The sequence below is a fragment of the Laceyella sacchari genome (genome assembly GCF_024927925.1).
Lineage (GTDB): Bacteria > Bacillota > Bacilli > Thermoactinomycetales > Thermoactinomycetaceae > Laceyella > Laceyella sacchari.
The window spans coordinates 3,301,212-3,321,821 of the sequence record NZ_CP103866.1 but is presented as its reverse complement, the minus strand read 5'-3'; the positions used below and the strand labels follow the sequence as shown (position 1 = coordinate 3,321,821).

Annotated in this window: 19 protein-coding genes; 12 read left to right on the top strand and 7 right to left on the bottom strand. The window is 50.2% G+C overall.

Annotated features, from left to right (window positions below):
- Genes NYR52_RS16260 through yycF form a run of 5 tightly spaced genes read right to left on the bottom strand, consistent with a single transcriptional unit; the run spans position 1 to position 5,529 of the window.
- Positions 1-798, bottom strand: a complete 798-nt coding sequence (locus NYR52_RS16260; protein WP_132221825.1) for an MBL fold metallo-hydrolase — start codon at positions 796-798, stop codon at positions 1-3.
- Positions 795-1,571: a two-component system regulatory protein YycI gene (yycI, locus tag NYR52_RS16255; RefSeq protein WP_132221823.1), complete on the bottom strand. Its 777-nt coding sequence runs from the start codon at positions 1,569-1,571 to the stop codon at positions 795-797. Before yycI ends, NYR52_RS16260 begins: the two co-directional genes overlap by 4 nt.
- A gap of 13 nt (positions 1,572-1,584) precedes the next feature.
- Positions 1,585-2,982: a YycH family regulatory protein gene (locus NYR52_RS16250; RefSeq protein ID WP_259436043.1), complete on the bottom strand. Its 1,398-nt coding sequence runs from the start codon at positions 2,980-2,982 to the stop codon at positions 1,585-1,587.
- A 10-nt stretch (positions 2,983-2,992) separates the two neighbouring features.
- On the bottom strand, positions 2,993-4,795 hold the full coding sequence (locus tag NYR52_RS16245) for an ATP-binding protein (RefSeq protein ID WP_259436042.1): 1,803 nt from the start codon (positions 4,793-4,795) through the stop codon (positions 2,993-2,995).
- 17 nt (positions 4,796-4,812) lie between these two features.
- Positions 4,813-5,529 carry a response regulator YycF gene (gene yycF / locus NYR52_RS16240; protein ID WP_132221817.1) on the bottom strand — a complete coding sequence of 239 codons (717 nt, stop codon included), beginning with the start codon at positions 5,527-5,529 and terminating at the stop codon, positions 4,813-4,815.
- 189 nt (positions 5,530-5,718) lie between these two features.
- Here yycF and NYR52_RS16235 point away from each other — a divergent pair, with 189 nt between their 5' ends.
- The 4 genes from NYR52_RS16235 to NYR52_RS16225 all read left to right on the top strand — a co-directional run bounded on the left by NYR52_RS16235 (position 5,719) and on the right by NYR52_RS16225 (position 7,653).
- On the top strand, positions 5,719-6,306 hold the full coding sequence (locus NYR52_RS16235) for a YheC/YheD family protein (protein WP_259436041.1): 588 nt from the start codon (positions 5,719-5,721) through the stop codon (positions 6,304-6,306).
- Positions 6,266-6,481, top strand: a complete 216-nt coding sequence (locus NYR52_RS16820; RefSeq protein WP_375163210.1) for a YheC/YheD family protein — start codon at positions 6,266-6,268, stop codon at positions 6,479-6,481. Before NYR52_RS16235 ends, NYR52_RS16820 begins: the two co-directional genes overlap by 41 nt.
- A gap of 212 nt (positions 6,482-6,693) precedes the next feature.
- On the top strand, positions 6,694-7,284 hold the full coding sequence (locus NYR52_RS16230; RefSeq protein WP_132221813.1) for a hypothetical protein: 591 nt from the start codon (positions 6,694-6,696) through the stop codon (positions 7,282-7,284).
- A gap of 192 nt (positions 7,285-7,476) precedes the next feature.
- The gene (locus tag NYR52_RS16225) at positions 7,477-7,653 is read left to right on the top strand and encodes a hypothetical protein (RefSeq protein ID WP_259436040.1); all 177 of its coding nucleotides are present in this window, start codon (positions 7,477-7,479) and stop codon (positions 7,651-7,653) included.
- On the opposite strand, the gene NYR52_RS16220 is transcribed toward NYR52_RS16225, so the two are convergent.
- On the bottom strand, positions 7,614-8,996 hold the full coding sequence (locus NYR52_RS16220; protein ID WP_132221809.1) for a PTS transporter subunit EIIC: 1,383 nt from the start codon (positions 8,994-8,996) through the stop codon (positions 7,614-7,616). The two genes, NYR52_RS16225 and NYR52_RS16220, sit on opposite strands and share 40 nt — an antisense overlap.
- A 244-nt stretch (positions 8,997-9,240) precedes the next feature.
- On the opposite strand from NYR52_RS16220, the gene NYR52_RS16215 reads away from it, so the two are divergent.
- The 3 genes from NYR52_RS16215 to NYR52_RS16205 all read left to right on the top strand — a co-directional run bounded on the left by NYR52_RS16215 (position 9,241) and on the right by NYR52_RS16205 (position 12,438).
- Positions 9,241-11,331 (top strand): ATP-binding protein, encoded by a 2,091-nt coding sequence (locus tag NYR52_RS16215; protein WP_259436039.1) that lies wholly within the window; start codon positions 9,241-9,243, stop codon positions 11,329-11,331.
- A gap of 191 nt (positions 11,332-11,522) precedes the next feature.
- Positions 11,523-12,017 carry a YwhD family protein gene (locus NYR52_RS16210; RefSeq protein WP_259436038.1) on the top strand — a complete coding sequence of 165 codons (495 nt, stop codon included), beginning with the start codon at positions 11,523-11,525 and terminating at the stop codon, positions 12,015-12,017.
- Between the two features lie 196 nt (positions 12,018-12,213).
- Entirely contained in the window at positions 12,214-12,438 is a 225-nt protein-coding gene (locus NYR52_RS16205) for a hypothetical protein (protein WP_054095810.1), read from the top strand.
- A gap of 127 nt (positions 12,439-12,565) precedes the next feature.
- Here NYR52_RS16205 and NYR52_RS16200 read toward each other — a convergent pair whose 3' ends face one another.
- Complete coding sequence (locus tag NYR52_RS16200; RefSeq protein ID WP_132221803.1) at positions 12,566-14,602, bottom strand: transglycosylase domain-containing protein; 2,037 nt, start codon at positions 14,600-14,602, stop codon at positions 12,566-12,568.
- 208 nt (positions 14,603-14,810) lie between these two features.
- Here NYR52_RS16200 and speE point away from each other — a divergent pair, with 208 nt between their 5' ends.
- The 5 genes from speE (at position 14,811) to NYR52_RS16175 (ending at position 20,491) form a co-directional block, all read left to right on the top strand.
- Positions 14,811-15,650 carry a polyamine aminopropyltransferase gene (gene speE, locus NYR52_RS16195; protein ID WP_029071957.1) on the top strand — a complete coding sequence of 280 codons (840 nt, stop codon included), beginning with the start codon at positions 14,811-14,813 and terminating at the stop codon, positions 15,648-15,650.
- Between the two features lie 3 nt (positions 15,651-15,653).
- Entirely contained in the window at positions 15,654-16,526 is an 873-nt protein-coding gene (speB, locus tag NYR52_RS16190; protein WP_132221801.1) for an agmatinase, read from the top strand.
- A gap of 132 nt (positions 16,527-16,658) precedes the next feature.
- Positions 16,659-17,075 carry a YwiB family protein gene (locus tag NYR52_RS16185; RefSeq protein ID WP_246026921.1) on the top strand — a complete coding sequence of 139 codons (417 nt, stop codon included), beginning with the start codon at positions 16,659-16,661 and terminating at the stop codon, positions 17,073-17,075.
- A 1-nt stretch (position 17,076) separates the two neighbouring features.
- Complete coding sequence (gene argS / locus NYR52_RS16180) at positions 17,077-18,747, top strand: arginine--tRNA ligase (protein WP_259436037.1); 1,671 nt, start codon at positions 17,077-17,079, stop codon at positions 18,745-18,747.
- 271 nt (positions 18,748-19,018) lie between these two features.
- Positions 19,019-20,491, top strand: coding sequence for a protein kinase domain-containing protein (locus tag NYR52_RS16175; RefSeq protein WP_132221795.1), 1,473 nt, complete (start codon positions 19,019-19,021; stop codon positions 20,489-20,491).
- The last annotated feature ends 119 nt before the right edge of the window (positions 20,492-20,610 follow it).

Here is a 20,610-nt window from a genome sequence, read left to right as displayed (position 1 = left end):
TTATTTGTCCTTTACCGCTCTTAGCGGGGTGGGGCGGTCGTCATACGTAGGCCACAGGTGGACATCACGCCCTACCTGCATGCCGGTTTCTTCTAGAATGTTTTTAACGGTCAGATGGGCCAACTCGCTTAAGTTGTTGTCCCGGCTCAAATGGGCCAGGTAGATGTTTTCACCCATCCCTTTAAGAATCTCGGTCAGCGCCACCCCGGCATCTTCATTGGAGAGATGGCCGGTGTCGCCTAAAATGCGGCGTTTCACATTCCATGGATACGTTCCCATGCGCAACATTTCGACGTCATGGTTGCTCTCCCAGACGATGGTGTGAGAACCGCTCACCCGGTCGATGATCCGTTGGTTTACATAACCTAAGTCAGTAACGATGGAGAGGAGGTCCTCACCGTGTTGGATGTGGTAGGCGACCGGTTCTGCAGCGTCATGCGAGATTGCAAATGATTCGACGCGCAGATCGGACAATTCCAGTGCCGCACCCGTTTCCAAGACATTTTGCAAGGATTCGGGGATATCCCCCACACTGCTTGGCAGGTGACGCCAAGTCGATTCATTCATATAGATGGGGATCTGATAGCGACGGGCTAAGACCCCGAGCCCTCGCACATGGTCGATATGTTCATGCGTTACCAAAATGGCGGACAGGGTGGATGGGTCCACATTGATCTGCTCTAAGCGCTGTTCAATCTGTTTGCCGCTTAATCCCGCGTCCACCAACACCCTGACGCTGTCGGATTCAATATAAGTGGAATTGCCAGTGCTTCCGCTGGCCAACACACTAAACTTCATGGCGTCTTTCCTTTGCTTTCAATAGATTGCTTGGGCACGATTTCCATTTTTTCTTTGGCTTCGCGCTTGGTGGCGTTTAAGTAAATCCAATTGTTGCCGAATTCAAACCGCCAATAAGGGACGAGAATGTATTCCTCTTTGGAACCACCATAGGCGGCACGGTAGCCGAGCTTGGGATTGGTGATGGAAGCCGGACCCTTTGTGTTCAGGTTGGTGATCACCTGGTAGAGCGCGCTTGGATAGGTCATGAGCTCCTCTGCTGTCGGCGATTGAGACAAGTCATAGTGTACCACATGGATGGCTTTGATCGAGGAAGCCGCCAACTCCACTTCCAACAATGCATCCAGTATGGGTCTCCCTTTGACATGCTGCATATAGATGCGTTTGTCTCGGCTGGTTTCCATCAGCTCATAATCGCCGAAACGAGGCACTTCCATGCTCAACAGCCGGTTTAACTCCCGCTCGTTGTGGAAGGTGAGGGGAGTGGCGTAGGTTTTGCTGTAACCATTCAGCTCATTTTTCTTCCATCCGGCCAGCCGGATCGGGGTGACGGTAGCTTTATACGCTGCCAGTGTCGTTGGTGTGTTGTCCGGCTCTTCCGGAAACTGGATGCGGCTCTTTTTGGCGATCTGTTTTAATTGTGCAAGCGAGATCTCTTCTGTTTCCACATAATCGGACTGCTGTTTTACCAGTTGGTTTAACTGCAGTCCCAAAAAGAGATTTAAGACGATGAAGGCGATAATCAAAATCGTTTTGGCGCGACTCCAATCCATGGAGATTTCCTCCCTATGACGTTGGCGAACCGATGAAGACCTGTTCTCCAGCCGTGGTGAGTACCACCCAGACAGGGGTGAACTGGACTGTTTTATCTTTCAGGTTATGGTTTGTCTCATAACCGGGATAGATGTGTTGGATGGCGGTCAAGGCGAGTTTGCGTTCGCTCAATTGCTGAAGCACTTCGTCCCGCCCGGGGAGCGTCGCCTCGCCGTCGCGGGCACCCTCGAGCATGTACACCGTTGACCGAGCGTACTGCTTGATCCCGTCTTCTCCACCGCTGGCCCCCGCTTGGAATTGCAACACATCGGGGTAGATCATCTGCCCGTCTTGCCGATTCCAGTATACGGGTAGGCCATTAATGATACGGCGGAAAGTAAGTTGGTTGGTGTCCCGTTCATCTTTGACCCGTTCCACACGGTCAAGCAAATAATCGCCTGTCCAACCGCGGTGCCGCTTGACAAAGTTGTTGACGTCGTATAACTGGTTCTCAACCAGTGGATGTGTCGATTCAGAAGTGGGAACATCTTCAGTGTATTGCAATGAACCCTTCTTATTATAAACGAGCCGTTGGGACCGAGCCATGTAAAGATTTTCATCATGGATGACGATTGGTTCCACGTCGGTTGATGTCAGCAAATACTCTTTGATGTCATCAATCTTGATTTGTTCCGTTTTATAACGCCACACCGGGAGCTTGGCTGATGCGGTCGGCAGATAAAAGATGCGTGACCATGGCTGTTTATCATTCGCTTTGTCCCAAGGCGCTTTGCCATTGGCCACCACCGGCGTTAGCTCCACTTGCGCGTGTTGCACAGCATGTTCCATCGTTTGTTGCAAGTGGGTCGGGTCCAGTTGCAATTGCGCTTGCAAGATCGTTTTGGCATCATCAGAGATCAGCCAAAGCTGGGGCTGACCGCCGCTTAGATGGAGCAGGATGCGGCTGATGTCGGCAGGTTGATGCAGGGAGAATTTCTCCAAGACCGACGTTTTGAAAAACGCATCCACCGTCTCCGAATGCATGTCGCGGGGGAATTGCAACTGGAGTGAAGGCCCGTCTAACAGGCGCTTCTTCCATTCTTCGGGTGTGACTTGGTTTACGGCCTCAAATTTGGTGATTTCTGCGCTTTTGATGCTTTCTACCAACGTGCGGTATTCCTCACTGTCGGAATGTAACCATGTCGCCCGGCCGCCCAGGTTGACGATCAATTGATACGGGGCGACAAATTGGGTGGATTTCTTTTCGTTGTATGTTTTGTCATTCGCCAAGACAGGAGGTGGCATGTTGTTGATCGGCTTCTGTTGGTATCCGGGCGAGTAAAACCACAAAAATCCCGTGAGACAGAAGCTGAGGGTGATGAGTAAGATCAGTACGACGGTTTTGATGTGTTCAACCCATTTTTCTTCCACTTGGGCTTATTCACCTCCGACTGACGGGGGGCAGTGTGAAGGTGACGACAGTGCCTTTTTGATAGATACTGTCAATCGCGATCGTCCCTTCATGCGCATGTACAATTTCTTGGGCGATTGCCAACCCCAGTCCGGTGCCCCCCAGACTGCGCGAACGGGCTTTGTCCACACGATAAAACCGCTCAAAAATCCGGCCCAAGTCTTGCTTGGGAATGCCGATGCCGGTGTCGGCAATGCCTACCTCCACCATGCCGTCCGAGTTACGCTTGGCGACAATCGCCACTGAACCGCCTTCCGGGGTGTATTTGATGGCGTTGGACACGAGATTGTCCAATACTTGCATCAGCTTATCCGGATCAGCGTACACACGGGGCAGGGAGCCATGAATGAAAAGCGTGAAGCTAATCTGTTTCTGCTGGCATTGGAAGCGGAAGCGATCCATGGTTTCTTCCAATATCTCGGTCAACGCCAGCGGTTTTTTGTAAAACTTCGATTTGCGAGCGTCAAGGCGCGAGAGATGCAACAAGTCTTGAATCAGGCGCGTCATGCGGTCAGCTTCTTGGCGGGCCACTTTGAGGAAGCGGACAGCCAACTCCGGATCTTCGACCGCTCCGTCTTCCAATGCTTCGATATAACTTTTGATGGTGGTCAAAGGCGTCCGCAGTTCATGAGACACATTGGCGACGAAATCTTTCCGTTGCCGGTCCAGTTTCTCTTGTTCAGTGACGTCTTCGAGTACGGCCACCATCCCGATCAAGTCATTTCCCTTCAGCTTGATCGGCGTAAAGTTAATCTTCAGCACCGTCTGGGTTTCCGCATCGGCATGGTGGTGTTCGACGAAAGTTTGCCGGGCTTCCTTCAGCGGCAGTTTTAACGGCTCTGATAAGGACAACACTTCTGTGATCGAGCTACCGAGCGTGATTTGGCGATCCAACAGTTTTTCTGCAGGAATGTTTTTCACAATGATTTTCCCTTGCAAATCGGTTGCGATCACACCGTCGCTCATGTTGGCCAGAACGGATTCCAGTTTCTCTGTTTCCTCTTCCTTTTCCTTGATCGCTGTTCGCAGATGAGCAGCCAGATCGTTGAAGGAGATGGCCAATTGGCCGATCTCGTCTTCACTCTTTACGGCCACTTGGCGGTCAAAGTCACCTGATGCCATCGCTTTCGTTTGTTCTCGAATCTCTTTGATCGGCAGGGTGATGGTGCGAGCCAAGATGATGACTAAGAATCCGGTCACCGCCAGGGCTACCGCTGCGATCTTGATTAAGATCTTGCTGATGCAATAGATGCGGTCATAGGTCGGTTTCAAGGGGGCTTCCAAATAGAGTGAGCCCAACTCCCGCTGTTGCCGATCCAGCAGTTTGGTCACGTATACTTGGTAGTCGTTTCCTTCCGCATCCTTCACTTTGGCGAACGGTTGCTTCTTATCCATCAAATCAGTGAGGCGGTTGGGCAGTTTAAATATTTTTTCGTTCGGCTCATTGGACGCGATCACCCAGTTGTTCTGGTCAATCACGCGCACGATGGTGAAATGCTGGCTAGTGTTGGGCGCCGCTTGCAACAGGCGGGCCCGCAACCGCTTGGCACGGTCGCGGTCATTTTCAGCTTTCGCTTCCAGTTCAGGCGAGACAATCAGGGACAGCACATATCCTTGTTCTTTCAATTGGGCGCGCAGGTCATTGATAAAAACCGATTCTAGTTGGCGGATGAAGTAGACGCCAACCAATTGCATGGCCATGATGATTAAAAGAATGTAGATCACGACCAGCTTCCACTGCACGCTGTTCATCAATTGCTTCCATTTCTTCATTGCGTTTACCCACCCATTCACCGATCTGCGCGGGGATCGCGAATCGTGTAACCGATGCCGCGCCGCGTGATGATGTACTTAGGCGCGCTCGGATCGTCTTCGATCTTTTCACGCAGACGGCGGATGGTCACATCGACAGTGCGCACGTCACCGAAGTAATCATACCCCCAGACGGATTGCAGGAGATGTTCTCTGGTCAGCACTTGATTGACATGTTTGGACAAGTAGAGCAACAATTCAAATTCGCGGTGGGTCAGGTCGATAACCCGATCTTGCTTGCTGACGATGAAACTGTGTGGGTCGATTATCAAATCACCGATGACCAGATTGTTTTTGGCAGGCTCCTCCCGCGTCGCTTCTTGGCGTTGCGACTGAGTGCGGCGCAAATTGGCTTTGATCCGCGCTAGGAGTTCACGGTTGCTAAATGGTTTGGTTACATAGTCGTCAGCGCCCATCTCCAATCCCAACACTTTGTCCAATTCCGAGTCTTTGGCGGTCAGCATGATGATCGGAAATTGGAAGTGCTGTCGCACTCTTCGACAAACTTCGATACCATCGGCGCCGGGTAACATTAAGTCCAGTAACATCAAATCCGGCGGCGCGTTGAGCACTTTTTGAATTGCTTCGTCACCATCATGGATGCATTCCACTTGGTAACCTTCTTTCTCCAAATTGAACTTAATAATATCGGCAATTGGCCGTTCATCTTCCACTACGTAGATTTTGGCGCTCACGTACAGATCCCTCCTGGACATAAAAAGCGTAAAATCATTGTCCCACAAGAACATTGGGAAAACAATCGCCCGCCTATGAAACTATTTTACCATCCCCGGTTGAGGGGATTAGGCAAAATTGGGTGAAAGGAGGATGACCCGATCTGGCGGAGGTGAATATAGTAAGGGGAGCGAAAGGATGGTAGATAAATGAGAAAAATGCCAAGGATGCAGTCGGTCCCCAGCAAATTGAAGAAAACGGCGGTGCTTTGGGAAAATGATCGAATCAGGCCTTACATCCCGGAAAGTCAAGCGTACAGTAGGAAGGAAGTAATTAACATGTTGCAACGCCATGGGTTTGTCTTTCTCAAACCCGACATTGGCGGCGGCGGGAAAGGGGTGGTCAAGCTAACCCCTGCCAAAAGAGGAGTAATATGTCAAACACTGAACGGCAGAAGAGAGTTGCCAGTACAGAGGGCGTTTAAATGGATTGAGCAGGAGATCATATCCGGAAGAAATTACATGGCACAACAAGGGATTCAAATGGCGAAAGTGGACGAGAGAAATGTCGATTTTCGCGTTCACCTGCAAAAACCGCAAAATGACTGGTTAATCACGGGTTTTTGCGCCAAATTGGCTCCTCCGGGGGGCTTGGTCACCAATCATTGTCGAGGAGGAACCCCGCTGGATGCAAGCGAGGTGATCAAACGCATTTCGCATTCAGTTGGTAAAAAAGAAAAAACATTAAAAAAAAGAAATATATGCAGTTTCCAAAGAAATAGCCAAAACATTAAATAAACGCTTTACAGGTTTAAAGGAACTTGGCATTGATTTGACCGTGGATGAGAACGGGAAGATTTGGATATTTGAAGTGAATACTGCCCCTGTGATTAAGATGTTTGAATGTTTGAAAGACAAGATCGCTTATCAGCAAATCAATCAGATTCGCTATCAAATGTCTGCTGAAAGCTAGCAATACCTTTACCTGATTAAATAAAAATTTAAAACCTGGCTTTTTGCCTTCGTATAGATTGTACATGCGTTAAGCATGTTTTTTTCGTTTCCGAGCATATATAACAGGATTCGACAAAGTATTCCCGTTGACGGTTTCGTAGTTCACCTGTTACCATTAATATTAATTCTAGGTATTTAAAATTTTTTGACCAATCCCGGAGGTGTATTTATATGTCATCCATTACCGTTGGCGTATATCTAGGAAAAAAGGATCGTCTGGTTCGTTATTGGTATGAAATCCTGCCGAAAGGCCAATTCCCGATGCTGGTGAAGTACTGCATCCAGTCCTATCTGCGCAACAACTATTTCCCCTTGCAATCGATCTGCGACTCTCGTCTGTTGAAGGAGCAAATCCAGAAGCGGAGCGAGTATGTGCCGACCCAGCGCAATGTCACGTTCACTCCGGAAGATGGCCCGGTTTATCAATGGATCAAGAGCTTGGAAAGCGGTTACCGTAGCGAGGAGATCAAAAACATCCTGAAGGAGACGGTGGTGCACACCCTGCTGAATGAGCAAATGCATTATCCACCACGGGCTGCAGTTGGACAATCCACCTATGGGATGGAAGCGCACGAAGCGCAAGGCGTCTACCATCCTTATGCTGAAGAGGCGCAAAAGTTCGCCTTGCTGAAGCGGGATCACATCGCGATGGAAGAGCCTTACGGTTGGGACAAGGTGAACAAGCATGTGGTGGAGAATGAAGTGGAAGGCAAAGACAAAGCGGCAAAGGGGTTTAACCATTTGGTCAATTATCTCGGATAATGGGGGCCTTTGGTCTTATCCGTTACGTCGCACAACGGGGCGAAAGAATAAATAAGGCCAAGGGCGACCAGCAATCCCCGCGGCGAATCAAGAACATCATGAGAATGAGGAGAAACGTGCGGTGGTTAAACTTAATTATTCAATTAGAATAAGTAGGGAGTCCGTGTCTTGATCCAAAGCGGGCTCCTTTTCATGTTCATTTGGGCGGCGGGCCGCTTGGGTGGCCAAATGAACATGAAAAAAACGCCTATGAAGGCGCGGGTGGGTTGCGTCGAGGCGCAGGCGGGCGGAGAGCTGTGGCCCACCGTCCGCTTGCGCGCGTTGCCAACTTATTGCAGAGACACCCCTTTGTTCGATGCCGGACTGTGAGACGAGAAGTGTTTGGCCATGTCCTCTTTGAAGCCAAAGAAATAAGTAAAGAAGAAGCCGGCCGCGTAAGAGATCACAATGCCGATCAGATATAGCATGATTTGATCCGGCTTGATCAGCAATGTGAGCGGCAACCCCGACACGCTGATACCAACGGAGGCCACTTTGAACACTGCTTGAAACGCGCCTCCGACCGCAGCTCCCAAACATGCGGTGATAAATGGGCGACCCAAGGGCAAGGTGACACCGTAGATCAGTGGTTCCCCGATGCCCAGAATGCCTACAGGTAAGGCGCCTTTGATCACATTACGCAACGTGGTGTTGCGTGTTTTGAGATAGACAGCGAATACCGCTCCTACTTGTCCGGCGCCAGCCATGGCGAGAATTGGTTGCAAGGGGTCGATACCAGTCGCGTTTAACAGCTCCATATGAATGGGAATAAGTCCTTGATGCAAGCCCAGCATCACCAAGGGCAGAAAGAAACCAGAGAGGATTGCGCCGGCGAACAAACCGCCTTGGTTTAACAGCGTCTGGATGCCACCAGTAAGCGCTTCAGACAGGAAGCCGCTGATTGGTTGCAAGGCGATATACGTGGAGAAGCCAGTGATTAGAACCGCCACAGTTGGAGTGACGATGATGTCAATGCTTTTGGGTACGAACGGACGAATGCTTTTTTCAAGCCAGACGATAAACCAGGCTGCCAACAGGACGCCGATCAACCCTCCGCGACCAGGGACCAGCGCTTCCCCGAACAGCTGGATGTTTTCGATATCGGGGAGAATGAAGAGGCCCCCCGCAATTCCGCCTAACGCCGGTGTTCCGCCAAACTCCTTGGCTGTGTTGATGCCGACAAAGACGGACAGGTATGCGAAAATGACCTTGCTCATGGCCTGTAACAACGGAATCACTGTGCTGCCTTCTTTGAGGCTGGGGAAGGAATGGATGAGCACATTGGTCAAGCCCATGATGATTCCGCCTGCAATAATGGCTGGAATCAATGGGATGAAGATGTTGGCGATTTTGCGCACCAGTTGCTTGGCGGTGTTGTGCCGTTGCACTTGGTGTTCTTCCGTTACCGTTGTGGAGGTCTTGCCGCTCAATTTGCTCAAGTGCGTGGCCACGCGCGTAACCAGCCCAGGTCCCAACACGATTTGGTACTCTCCGGCTTGCTCCACCACGCCGAGCACGCCTGGTATCGACCGCAATTGATCCAATTGGAGCGCAGACTCATCGCGCAAAGTCAGGCGCAGACGAGTCATGCAATGCGCAATACTCTGAATATTCTCCGTACCGCCGACTGCTGAAAGAATGGACTCGGCCAGGGAGATTTCCGCTTGGTTCATGGCGTCCCTCCTGGGTTTGGCTTGCAAACAATTAGAAGATATATTTATCTGAAAATAAGCCTATCATAACCTCATAAAATCGTCAAAGGTGTGATCGAAATATTAAATCTTATGTCGAAAGAGGGAAGATTGGGAGGATTTTTCATTTTACAGTGGAAGAGAATAACTAATAAAGTGGCATGTCTTGTAAAAATGCGTTGAATTATGGCATAAAAGTTGTGATATGAAGGGGTGGGTATTGGACGTGTTAGATATACAGGCGACCGAGAGCAAAGGTTGGTTATATTACTTTGTTGAGCAAATCTTCTCCCTACATCCGTCCCTCCATTGGATTAGTGTGGGATTAATCACAACGTTACTCAGTTTTCTGCTGGTGCTGAACCGGAAGTGGGTCAGTCATTTTCCACGTTATGGTTATATGGCATCCATTGTCGCCACGATTGCATTGCTTGACTTGTTTACGCAGACAATCCCTATTTTAACGGTATATTTAATTGTATTAGGATATGTATTATTTCGAGCATCTGATGAGAGAAACTATCTTATAACCATAAGTTTTTTTATTACTTACATATTGATATCTGCTTATACTGAATGGAGTTATTTGCGGGCGATCGAGCTGGTCAGCCACGGCTTGCTTTTTGTTTGGGTTGCGTGGATTAGCGACCAAGTGCGGGATCGGTTCTTTGAATTGAAGAAACAGAAAGAGAAAACGCGTCGCCTGATTGAACAGAAAAACGAGTCCAACCGACGGTTGAGAGAATTTCAGAAAGAGCTGGAAGAAACCTATCTGCGCGATTCGCTGACGGGCTTGTACAATTTTCACGGGTTTCAGGAGCAAGTGACCCGTGGATTGTCCCGATGCGCCCACTCCCTGTCCTATCATGTGGTTTGCTTTGATTTGACCGATTTTCGGCAAATCAATATGAAGGATGGAAACGACACAGGCGATCGGCTATTGGTGCAGATCGCTAACTTGTTAAAGCGACATTTGCCTCCTTCCGCGCGGATTGCCCGCTATGACGGAGATCAGTTTGCCATCGGGCTGATGGGGGATGGCGCGGTGTTGCGGCGTTTGATCGAAACAGTGGAGTTTGTCCTGGCCGAGGTGAAGGCCAATCATCCGTTGCTCAATTACTGTATGGCGTCAGCCTCCTATCCCACGGAAGCGAAGACAGGAGCGGAATTGATCCGACAAGCGGAAGATCGCCTGATGCTCGCCCAACGACAACGGCGCGACAAGGAGGAGGAGCACCGTCTCAGGCTGGAGAAGCTATCGGCGCTCGGGCAGTTGGCGGCCGGACTGGCCCATGAAATTCGCAATCCGCTTACATCGATTCGAGGGTTTGTCCAGATTTCCGCTGTCGAGTCGGAAGCGGTAAAAAAATGGGAATCAATCATTTTGCCCGAGATTGATCGCATCAACGACTTGTTGAAACAGTTTCTTAATTTGAGTGAAGCCAAGCCGGTGAAAGTAACCCGGTTTAATCTGAATCGCCTGATGAATGATGTACTCAGCCTGCTGCAACCAAAATCCCTCTTGATGGGACATGAGCTGATTGGCCATCAGCCGGATCAACCGGTAGAGATGGAGGCGGATGCCGAGCAGTTGAAACAGGTGCTGATCAATTTAGTGCAAAACGGGTTGGAGGCTTTGTCGGAAAAAGGGACAGTGCAAGTCTCATGGCAAAAGAGCGAGGAGCAAGTGCATATCCAGGTAATGGACAACGGAAATGGCATTCCTCCGGAATTGTATTCTCGCATTTTTGAACCGTTTTTCACCACCAAGGATGAAGGGACGGGAATGGGATTGGCCATCTGTTCCCGCATCATTGAAGATCATGGGGGAATCATGTGCGTTACCAGCACCCCGGGCTTGGGAACCTCGTTTAATATTCAATTGCCGCTGAAGCAAAAGACCTTGGGTGAAGTGGTGATATCTGAAGAATACCCGCCTGAAGCAGAGCCGGCGAAAGCGACAGTAGGATCATTGGTCGGTGCCCAAGAGGGGGCAGATATGGTGGCCTCACTTGAGGAGCCACAGTCAGTGCCCGAGCCAATGGAAGAGTCTGCGGAGGCAGAACAAAAAAAGGGAACGGAAGAACAAGAAATAGCGGAAGCAGATCAACAGGAGAGGGACAACAAGGAGATGAAGCGTACGGCGGAGAAGGCCGCTCGGAAACGGAAGCCGGGCAAGATGCAAGCTCCCAAAGTGGAGCCGATCAAGGACAAACAAAAGCGGGAAAAACACGTGCGCGGGGAAGTAACCGGCTCTCAGAAAGCTTCAGATGCGTCCACACCCTGCAATGAGGTGTTAGGCTTGGCCGGCGGATAACAGGTGGCGTTTCCCTCCCTGATCACCTTCCCGTTTCCCCCTTCTGCAAAAACGGGATTTTCGGCGATGAATCTTGTAAAATAAGTGGAGGGGGAAAACCGATCCGACGGATGGACGGGACAAACCCGAACGGCAAAGGGAGGTGAAGCGTTACGAAAGGGGAAACGCGCTTTCGTAACTGCTAAAAGCATATGGGCAACAAAAAAGATGTGCAATTCAATATTCTAAGCAACAAATCAACCACCCACGGGGCTTACCACACAGGCACCATCAGCTTGAGCAATCTTTCTTCCATATTGATCGAAGGAGATCAGGCTAAGATCGATCTCGGTTTGATTCACGCCAAAAGCGCGGTAGAGCGTGGTGTGAAGTTTACCAGCAATGAAGATGAAGTGCCTGGGGGCACCTTATATTGGGTCGTGTGGGTAGCGGTAGATCGTGATGAAAACGGCCCGTATTATGCCGGTGCCGCGGCTTGCCCGATGCGGATTGATCGGGAGAAACGCATCGGTTGGAAAAATCTCGCCTTTCATGTGAACCGCATGGATGATGCACTGAAACGGCGAGTCAAGCTGTCGGAAATGGGTGAAACGGAGAAGGCCGCGTTGAAAGAGTTACTCATCAAACACAATGAAGAAATGTGGAATAACAGCAAGGCGGAGTTAAAAGCGCAGCTTCCGTCATAAAATTGAACGAAATGTGAACAAACTTCATTCGCTATTGCCGCCTCATATGGGGCAGGAGTACACTAAGTAGTGGTTTCGGAATCTTTTGCTAGGACACAAAAAATGGCGGACAGTTGTCCGCCATTTTTTGTTTTTGTGATGGCATGGTAAATTTTCGCCTCTTTTGCGCAAGCTAAAGGATAGGGAGGCGGTAGTGATGGCAAATAACCATGAACATTTTGCGAGGCATGGCGGTACGCATTTCCGCGCCAATGTATCCGAGCAAGAGATTAACGAATTTGTGCGGTCCCTTCCTGAAGGGAAAAAAGAAAGCATGTATGAAGTGATGAAAGAGTTGGCTGCAGCAGGCAAAATCACGTTGCTGAATGATGGTGAATTTGCAGACGGCGAGGGACGCGTCGGCGGCAGTAACGAATGTTAAAGCAAACCTCCCCATGTCCTTGAAAGGCATGGGGGTTTTTTTGCTCATTGACAACTTTGTGGCCCACGCGCCATGCTAGCGCTGGGTGTGGGCCAATGTGTAGCTGTCCATCTTCATCGGATACGATCTACAATCGATTCCACCAGTCAGCCAACCGTTCCCAAAGTGACGGCTCCCGCTCCGGTAAACGGTGATGCGGTGCGATGATTTTCGGCTCGGTACCGCTGACGAAATACTCAAACCGGACTCGTTCACACAGCGGTGTTGCCAGTGTGCCGGTCTCTTCATCAATATAAACGCCTTTCACTCCTTCCGGAACGGGGAAGCGGCGGCTTGGGAACGGCTTGGTTGCCTCCTTCATATAATCGGCCCAGATGTACTGCGAATAACGGGCTTGATGGTGGGGAAGCCGTTTCCCTTGGTCATAACCGACCCAAGTGACTGTAACCAAATCAGGTGTGTATCCAGCCAGCCAACCGTCCCAGTCGGTCGTTCCTGTTTTGCCTGCGGCGGGGTGGGTGAATTGTTGGCGAACCCGATAGCCTGTCCCGCCCGGTTCAAACACGCTAGACAAAAGCTGAGTCAAGACAAAGGTGTGGGCGTCAGAGGCGACCCGCTCCGCTGGTTGTTGCGCTTGGATGATGGTACGGTTGAAAGGGTCGACCACTTTTGTGATGCCTATCAGGGGGCGGTGGATGCCGCCGTTGGCAATCGTCGCGTACGATTCGGCCATTTCGTAGGGCGAGACAGTGTAACTTCCCAAAGCCAATGAGGGGGTTGGTTTTAGCGGGCTTTTGATGCCGAGTTTCCGGGCCAAGGCGATTTCCCGTTCCATTCCGGTAGACAGCAGTGTGCTGACAGCGTAGATGTTGTCAGAGCGGGCAATCGCTTCCCTCATGGTGATCGGACGGTAAGCGTACTGATCCCGATAATTGGATGGCTTGTAAGTGCCCCCTTGGTAGACGAATGTAGTAGGCTTGCTCTCAATGCGTGTGATCGGGGTAAAACCTTGTTGCAACGCGCTAAGGTACAGGAACGGTTTGAATGACGAACCAGGTTGCCGTTTGGCGAACACGCGGTTGTACTGGGATGTCAGATAATCTTTGCCTCCAACCATCGCTTTAATGGCTCCTGTCCGGGGATCGACGGAGATCAAAGCCCCCTGCAATCCAGGAGTGGGTTCGGTGTGTTTTCTCAAGGCTTGTTCGGCTGCTTGTTGCATGCGGGTGTTGAGCGTGGTGTAGATTTTTAAACCACCTCGCCGCACCACAGCTTCATCCAATCCATACTGGTTCACCAACGTTGAAATGACATAATCCTGAAAGTAATTGGCTTTTAGTTGTTTGGGTTTCGTTTGGGGGGCGATGGCAAGCACGCGTTGTTTGGCTTGCTCGGCTTCTGCTAGGGAAATCGCCCCGTTTTTCACCATCAGGTCCAAGATGTGGCGTTGTCTGCGCTTGGCCCGCTCCAGATGGTTCCATGGGGAATAGTAAGAGGGGCCCCGGGGGATGCCCGCCAAAAACGCAGACTCTGCCAATGTGAGTTGCTCCGCTTTTTTGTTGAAATAAAGTTTGGCTGCTCGTCCCACGCCATAAGCGCCATGTCCGTAATAAATCTGGTTTAAATAAAGCTCCAATATCTGGTCTTTGCTGTAGTGGAGTTCAAGCTGGGCGGTTAACAGCGCTTCTTTGATCTTGCGAGCCCACGTGCGGTCATGGGTCAAGTAGAGATTGCGCGCCAATTGTTGCGTGATGGTGCTGGCCCCCTGCTCGATGCGCCCTTTTTTGATGTTGATTGCCATCGCCCGGAGAATGCCTTTTATCGAAAAACCGTGATGACGGTAAAAATCTTTATCTTCGGCAGCCAAAGTGGCGGAGATGAGCGAAGGAGGCAAGTCCCGCAAACGAACCGGGATGCGCGCTTCCCCTTCGTCTAGGCGTCCAAACACTTGCCCTGAATCGTCATAAAGTATGGACGCTGAGAAAAAGTTAGGGACGGGCAATGGACGCGACTTCAGATACAAAAGCAACAAACCGGATAAAAGAGCACCAATCACGAGTGTGATGATAAGGCTCTTTAATAACTTGTATCCCAAAGACAAGCCCTTCAGGATGAAAAGTAGTTTCGTTGATTCGTTTGGAGTGGCGTGTGGATGTTCCCTCATGTTTGCGGCTCCTTTTTCCGGTGTTTTCTTCCGTCTCTACTTAAACAGAAGCAAGAATATTATGCGGAGGTCGCAGGAAGAATATACCTGAGAAAAAGGTTGGTCTTATGGTTGAGGAAAATGATTGTAACTGATTCGCCCATGCATTATTCTTAGTAAGTTAGAGTTGTACATAGGAAAGGAGTAATCAATGATGGAAATGAGAGAAATGGATCTCTGGTACACAGAAAAACAAACGAAGAACCATGGAATCACGACGAAAATCAATAAGACGTTATATCACGATAAATCAGAGTTCCAAACGTTAGATGTAATTGAAACGGCCGAGTTTGGAAACATGTTGGTGCTGGACGGCATGGTCATGACCACCGACCGCGATGAGTTTGTCTACCATGAAATGATCACCCACGTTGCGATGAATACCCATCCCAATCCAAAGCGTGTGCTTGTTGTTGGCGGAGGAGACGGAGGTGCCATTCGGGAAATCTTGCGCTACCCGAGTGTCGAGCAGGCTGTGTTGGCAGAAATCGACGGCAAAGTGATTGAAGCGTCCAAACAATTCTTTCCCAAGATCGCCGGTGGGCTGGACGATCCGCGTGTGGATATCCAAGTTGCTGATGGGATTCAGCATGTGCGGGACAACAAAGGGAAGTACGATGTGATCTTGGTCGATTCGACGGAACCGGTCGGACCTGCGGTGGGATTGTTCCAAAAGCCTTTCTATGAGGAAATTTATGAAGCGCTGAAAGATGACGGAATCATGGTTGCGCAGACAGAATCCCCTTGGTTCAACCGGGATCTCATCCGCCAGGTTTTCCGCGACATTTCCAGTACTTTCCCGATCACCCGCCTGTATACGGCGAGCATTCCAACCTACCCCAGCGGATTGTGGAGCTTTACGATTGGCTCGAAAAAATATGATCCTCTGGCAGTGGACGAGACCAAGCTACATCGGTTCGACACCCGTTATTATCGTCCAGAATTGCATAAAGCGTTGTTCTCGCTGCCGGCGTTCGTCCTGGAATTGCTCCAGCCAGAGGGGGAATAATTGATGCGATTTGATGAGAAATACTCAGGTAATGTATTCATTGGTGCAAGTGATGACTTGGAGCAGGCGCAAGCCGTGTTGTACGGTATGCCCATGGACTGGACCGTTAGTTTCCGTCCCGGATCGCGGTTTGGACCGGCGCGGATTCGGGAGTCTTCCTTGGTGCATGAAGAATACAGCCATTATTTGGAACGGGAACTGACCGAGATTGTTTATTACGACGCTGGGGACATTCCGTTGGCTTTTGGCAATCCGGAGAAAAGCTTGCGGCAAATCGGTGATTTCGTCCGCCAAGTCTTGGACAAGAAGAAAATGCCGATCGGGATGGGCGGAGAGCATTTGGTCACTTGGCCGGTGGTGCAGGAAGTGTATAAAGATTACCCCGACTTGGCGGTGATCCATATCGACGCTCACGCCGATTTGCGTACGGATTATGAGGGGGAGCCGTATTCCCACGCCACGCCTTTGCGCAAAATCGCTGAATTGATCGGTGGGCAAAATGTGTATCAGTTTGGGATTCGGTCCATGACTAAAGATGAAGTAACTTATGTCAAAGAAGCGGGTATTCACTTTTATCCATTCGATGTGCTTGAACCGCTGGAAAAATGTTTGCCATCCTTGGCTGGCCGTCCCGTCTATGTGACCATCGATATCGACGCGCTCGATCCGGCTCATGCGCCGGGTACGGGAACGCCGGAGCCTGGTGGCATCACTTCCAAAGAGATGTTGGCGGCGATTCACGCCATCGCCCGTTCGGAAGTGAATGTGGTCGGCGCTGATTTGGTCGAAGTGGCACCGGCTTATGACCACAGTGAACAAACCCCTGTGGTAGCGGCAAAGCTGATTCGGGAAATGCTGCTTGGGTTTGTCAAATAGACCGCATTGACCCACACTCTTCCCTCCCTCACACAGGGCAGGGAAGCTTTTTTATTCGTCTGGCAAAAAAGTCCCGACCAGTGTTAAGATACAAGTATTAAAAAATTGGGGGAGGCTGGCGCTTTGATCCCAGTGAAAATCCACATCCAATCGGTCATACAGCAAGAAGCGGGACAAGAGCCGGAAGTGATTGAACAAGACTTGGTCGGCAAGTTTGAGGCCAAGGCGAATGGAGAATGGACACTGAAGTACAAAGAATATGAGGGAACCGTCGAAGAAGTGTTCACCTCTGTCCGATCTCATCAAGACCATGTCACCATTTCACGGCAAGGGCCTGTATCATACAGACAAACATATTGGCCGGGCAAAAAAGTGGAGAGCATCGTACACACCCCGGCAGGCAAGACCGAAATGGAAGTGAAAACCCTGTCCTACCGACGCGGTCGCGTGGAGACGGGGGGAGAGATTGCGTTTTCATTCGAATTGACGATGGGCACGCAAGAGTTGGGCAAATACCAATTGAGTTTGAAGTGGATGGAGGACGAGTGAAATGAATCCGCTTGAACAGATGAAGGAAACATTGAAACGAGAGATCAGGCAAGCAGTCATCCGCACCGGGCTGGTAGCGGAAGAGAGCGTGCCGGAGATTCTGTTGGAAGTGCCAAAGGAAAAAGCGCACGGAGACTTCGCAACTAACATCGCGATGCAATTAACCCGCATCGCCCGCAGAAACCCGCGCGAGATCGCGGCACAAGTCGTGGACGAGCTTGATCGCGGTGCCGGCAACATCCGCGATGTGCAAATAGCTGGCCCCGGCTTTATCAACTTTTTTATGGACAGATCCTTCTTGGTGCGCGTGTTGGAAGAAATTAAGGAAAAAGGGACGGCTTACGGCCATTCCAACACCGGTCGGGGAGAGAAGGTAAATGTGGAGTTTTGCAGCGCCAACCCGACCGGCCATCTGCATTTGGGACATGCCCGTGGTTCCGCAGTGGGTGACGCCCTCAGCAACATCTTGGAAGCCGCCGGTTACGACGTAACCAGAGAATATTACATCAATGATGCCGGTAACCAGATGAATATGCTGGCCCTTTCGTTGGAAGCGCGGGTTTTGGAGGCGTTGGGCCAAGATGTGGCTTTTCCTGAAGACGGTTACCGCGGTCAGGAGATTATTGACATCGCGAAAGAGTTGGCTCAGGAGGAAGGGGACCGACTCTTGCAGATGGAGCGGGAAGAGCGTTTGGCTTATGTAAAAGAAGTGGGCAAGCAGAAGCTGTTGGCCAAGATCAAAGCCGACTTGGAGAAATACCGGGTTAAATTTGATGTTTGGTTCAGCGAACTGTCCTTGTACGAAGCGGACGCGATTGAGCAAACGATTGCTGAACTGAAAGAAAAAGGGTATACCTATGAGGCAGATGGGGCGTTGTGGCTCCGCTCGACAGCATTTGGCGATGATAAAGACCGTGTCTTGATTAAACAGGATGGGTCATTCACTTACCTCACACCGGACATTGCCTATCACCGTGACAAGTTAAAGCGCGGCCATGACCGATTGATCAACATCTGGGGAGCCGATCACCATGGCTATATACCGCGGATGAAAGCGGCGCTCAACTCCTTGGGGCATGATGCAGATCAGTTGGAAGTGGTTATCACCCAGATGGTGAAGCTTTATCAAGGCGGCGAACTGGTTAAGATGTCGAAGCGTACGGGTAAAGCGGTGACCATGGAAGAATTGATGGACGAAGTAGGCGTGGATGCAGCTCGTTACTTTTTTGTGATGAGAAGCCCAGATGCGCACCTTGATTTTGATATGGATTTGGCCGTGTCCCAGTCCAATGCCAATCCCGTGTATTATGTGCAATATGCGTCGGCCCGGATCGCCAGCGTATTCCGCTTGGCCGAGGAGAAGGGGATGGAGCCTTCCTGGGATGCGAACGTGTTGGCGCGTCTCACCTTGGAGCAGGAATTGGATCTGATTCAGAAGCTGGGCGAGTTTGCAGAAGAAGTAGCTGTCAGCGCCCAACAGTTGGCGCCACACCGGGTTGTGCGGTATTTGTATGATTTGGCGACTTTATTCCACAGCTATTACAACGAACATCGCGTGATCACCGATGATGCAGAATTGTCTCAGGCGCGGCTGGCCCTGTTTGCGGGTGTGCGCCAAGTCTTGCGAAACGGGTTATCCCTGATTGGCGTGTCGGCACCGGAACGGATGTGAGCAACTCATCCAACCCTCATCATTTCCATCCGGGAGTGATGGGGGATTTTTTTTTGCGCAAAAACTGATATGATGATGACAGACACCTTTTTCCCTCTCTATCATTTTCAAAAAAATGTAACATCCATTAGGGGATTCTAGATTGATAATAGAAGTGCAGGAAAGATTGTTAGTAGATGGGAAACCAAAGGAAAAAGCAATTAATTAAACAGCAAACCGGACAGTGGTTACGCTGAAAACATGAACGTAATGAACACAAGGAGAATGTCCGATGGAAGGAACAGTGCTGGCTGGAAGGTACCAGGTTCTTGAGCGCATCGGTGGCGGCGGCATGGCTGTCGTCTACAAAGGGAGAGACTCGCTGTTGGACCGGTACGTGGCGATCAAGGTGATGAACCAATCTTTCAGCCATGATCAAGATGCAGTTCGCCGATTTATTCGTGAGGCAAAAGCAGCGGCAAGCATGTCACACGCCAATATCGTCAATGTGTATGATGTAGGGCGTGAGGATTCGATATATTTTATGGTTATGGAGTATGTCAAAGGCCCCACCTTGATGGATATGATTAAGAAAAAAGGCCGATTTGGGGCAGAGGAAACGATTGAAATCGCTATCCAGATTTGTGAAGGAATTCACCATGCCCACCTAAAGGGAATCATTCACCGCGACATCAAGCCCCATAATATTTTGGTGGCGCCGGGCAACCAGTATAAAGTGACCGACTTTGGTATCTCTTACTTTCCCCGGGTGTCAGCGATCACGCAGACGGGGTATGTGATGGGATCGGTTCATTATTTTTCTCCGGAACAGGCGTCCGGTACCAAAGTGAGCGCCGCTTCCGACTTATATTCGCTCGGTGTGGTTTTGTATGAAATGCTGACGGGACGAGTGCCGTTTAATGGCGGGAATTCCGTCTCCATCGCATTGAAGCATATCCATGATCCTGTGCCTGATCTCAAATCGCTTAACAGCGAGATTCCAGAACAATTGGCGGAGGTGATTCACAGAGCGTTGGCCAAAGACCCCGAACAGCGCTATCAATCGGCGCGACAGATGAAAGAGGCGCTGGAGGAGGTATTGGCATCGATCCGGCAAGTGGATGCCTATGTGGAAACGTATGACATCAAGCCGCGAAGGACAGCCACGCGCAATTGGGGTAAACGTTGGTGGGCGGTTGCTGGCTTGGCGGCAGTGTCATTGGTGTTCATCGGGTTTCAATTGGGCAACTTGGAAGGGAATTCCGCACCTCTTCCCGATCCGGCCAAACAGCAACAGGCGGAAAACCAAAAACAGAGTAGTGGTGCATTGCCTGACAACACCAAAAGGAATTATAAATGGTGGAAAGAAATACCCAAAGAGTCTCGTAAGCAAAGCGAATATTTCCGTGATGTAAAAGTAACTGGGAAAGACGGCAATTATATTGTTTCATTAAAAGTGAATAATGAATTAGACAGCGAGTTTCATTATGATATTTTTGTGGTTGACCAAACCAATTCCCGCTTAGTGGACCCGGGCGTGTATGTCCGGTTCAAGAAAACGCCAAACGAAAAATGGTCCGATGTTCGTTTTCCTGTGCGTTTTCCCGCGGCTTGGTTGCAGACGACGATCAATGGAATTGTCAAAATCGAAATGTACCAATCCAAGCGGGTAAAAGGCAAGCAAAAGCGCATCGGCTCGGCGGAAGCAGTGTTAGAATTAAAAGGCGAACTCCCCGAATTTGTGCGAAAAGATGCCAAGGATTAAGGCATCTTTTCTTTTTTTATGGAATTGGGGTGATTCTGGACAAATAACAGAGTCCTTCGTTAGAATGGATATGATGAATTTTTGTCAACCAGTGACCATTTTTCGGCAGTCGGATCGGA

Bases quoted from the DNA above. Each gene is read 5' to 3' on its own strand.
- NYR52_RS16235 (WP_259436041.1), top strand. From the start codon at position 5,719: ATGAGAAAAATGCCAAGGATGCAGTCGGTCCCCAGCAAATTGAAGAAA.
- NYR52_RS16245 (WP_259436042.1), bottom strand. From the start codon at position 4,795: ATGAAGAAATGGAAGCAATTGATGAACAGCGTGCAGTGGAAGCTGGTC.
- NYR52_RS16260 (WP_132221825.1), bottom strand. From the start codon at position 798: ATGAAGTTTAGTGTGTTGGCCAGCGGAAGCACTGGCAATTCCACTTAT.
- yycI (WP_132221823.1), bottom strand. From the start codon at position 1,571: ATGGATTGGAGTCGCGCCAAAACGATTTTGATTATCGCCTTCATCGTC.
- NYR52_RS16225 (WP_259436040.1), top strand. From the start codon at position 7,477: ATGTTCATTTGGGCGGCGGGCCGCTTGGGTGGCCAAATGAACATGAAA.
- NYR52_RS16200 (WP_132221803.1), bottom strand. From the start codon at position 14,602: ATGAGGGAACATCCACACGCCACTCCAAACGAATCAACGAAACTACTT.
- NYR52_RS16175 (WP_132221795.1), top strand. From the start codon at position 19,019: ATGGAAGGAACAGTGCTGGCTGGAAGGTACCAGGTTCTTGAGCGCATC.
- argS (WP_259436037.1), top strand. From the start codon at position 17,077: ATGAATCCGCTTGAACAGATGAAGGAAACATTGAAACGAGAGATCAGG.
- speB (WP_132221801.1), top strand. From the start codon at position 15,654: ATGCGATTTGATGAGAAATACTCAGGTAATGTATTCATTGGTGCAAGT.
- speE (WP_029071957.1), top strand. From the start codon at position 14,811: ATGGATCTCTGGTACACAGAAAAACAAACGAAGAACCATGGAATCACG.
- NYR52_RS16230 (WP_132221813.1), top strand. From the start codon at position 6,694: ATGTCATCCATTACCGTTGGCGTATATCTAGGAAAAAAGGATCGTCTG.
- NYR52_RS16220 (WP_132221809.1), bottom strand. From the start codon at position 8,996: ATGAACCAAGCGGAAATCTCCCTGGCCGAGTCCATTCTTTCAGCAGTC.
- NYR52_RS16205 (WP_054095810.1), top strand. From the start codon at position 12,214: ATGGCAAATAACCATGAACATTTTGCGAGGCATGGCGGTACGCATTTC.
- NYR52_RS16210 (WP_259436038.1), top strand. From the start codon at position 11,523: ATGGGCAACAAAAAAGATGTGCAATTCAATATTCTAAGCAACAAATCA.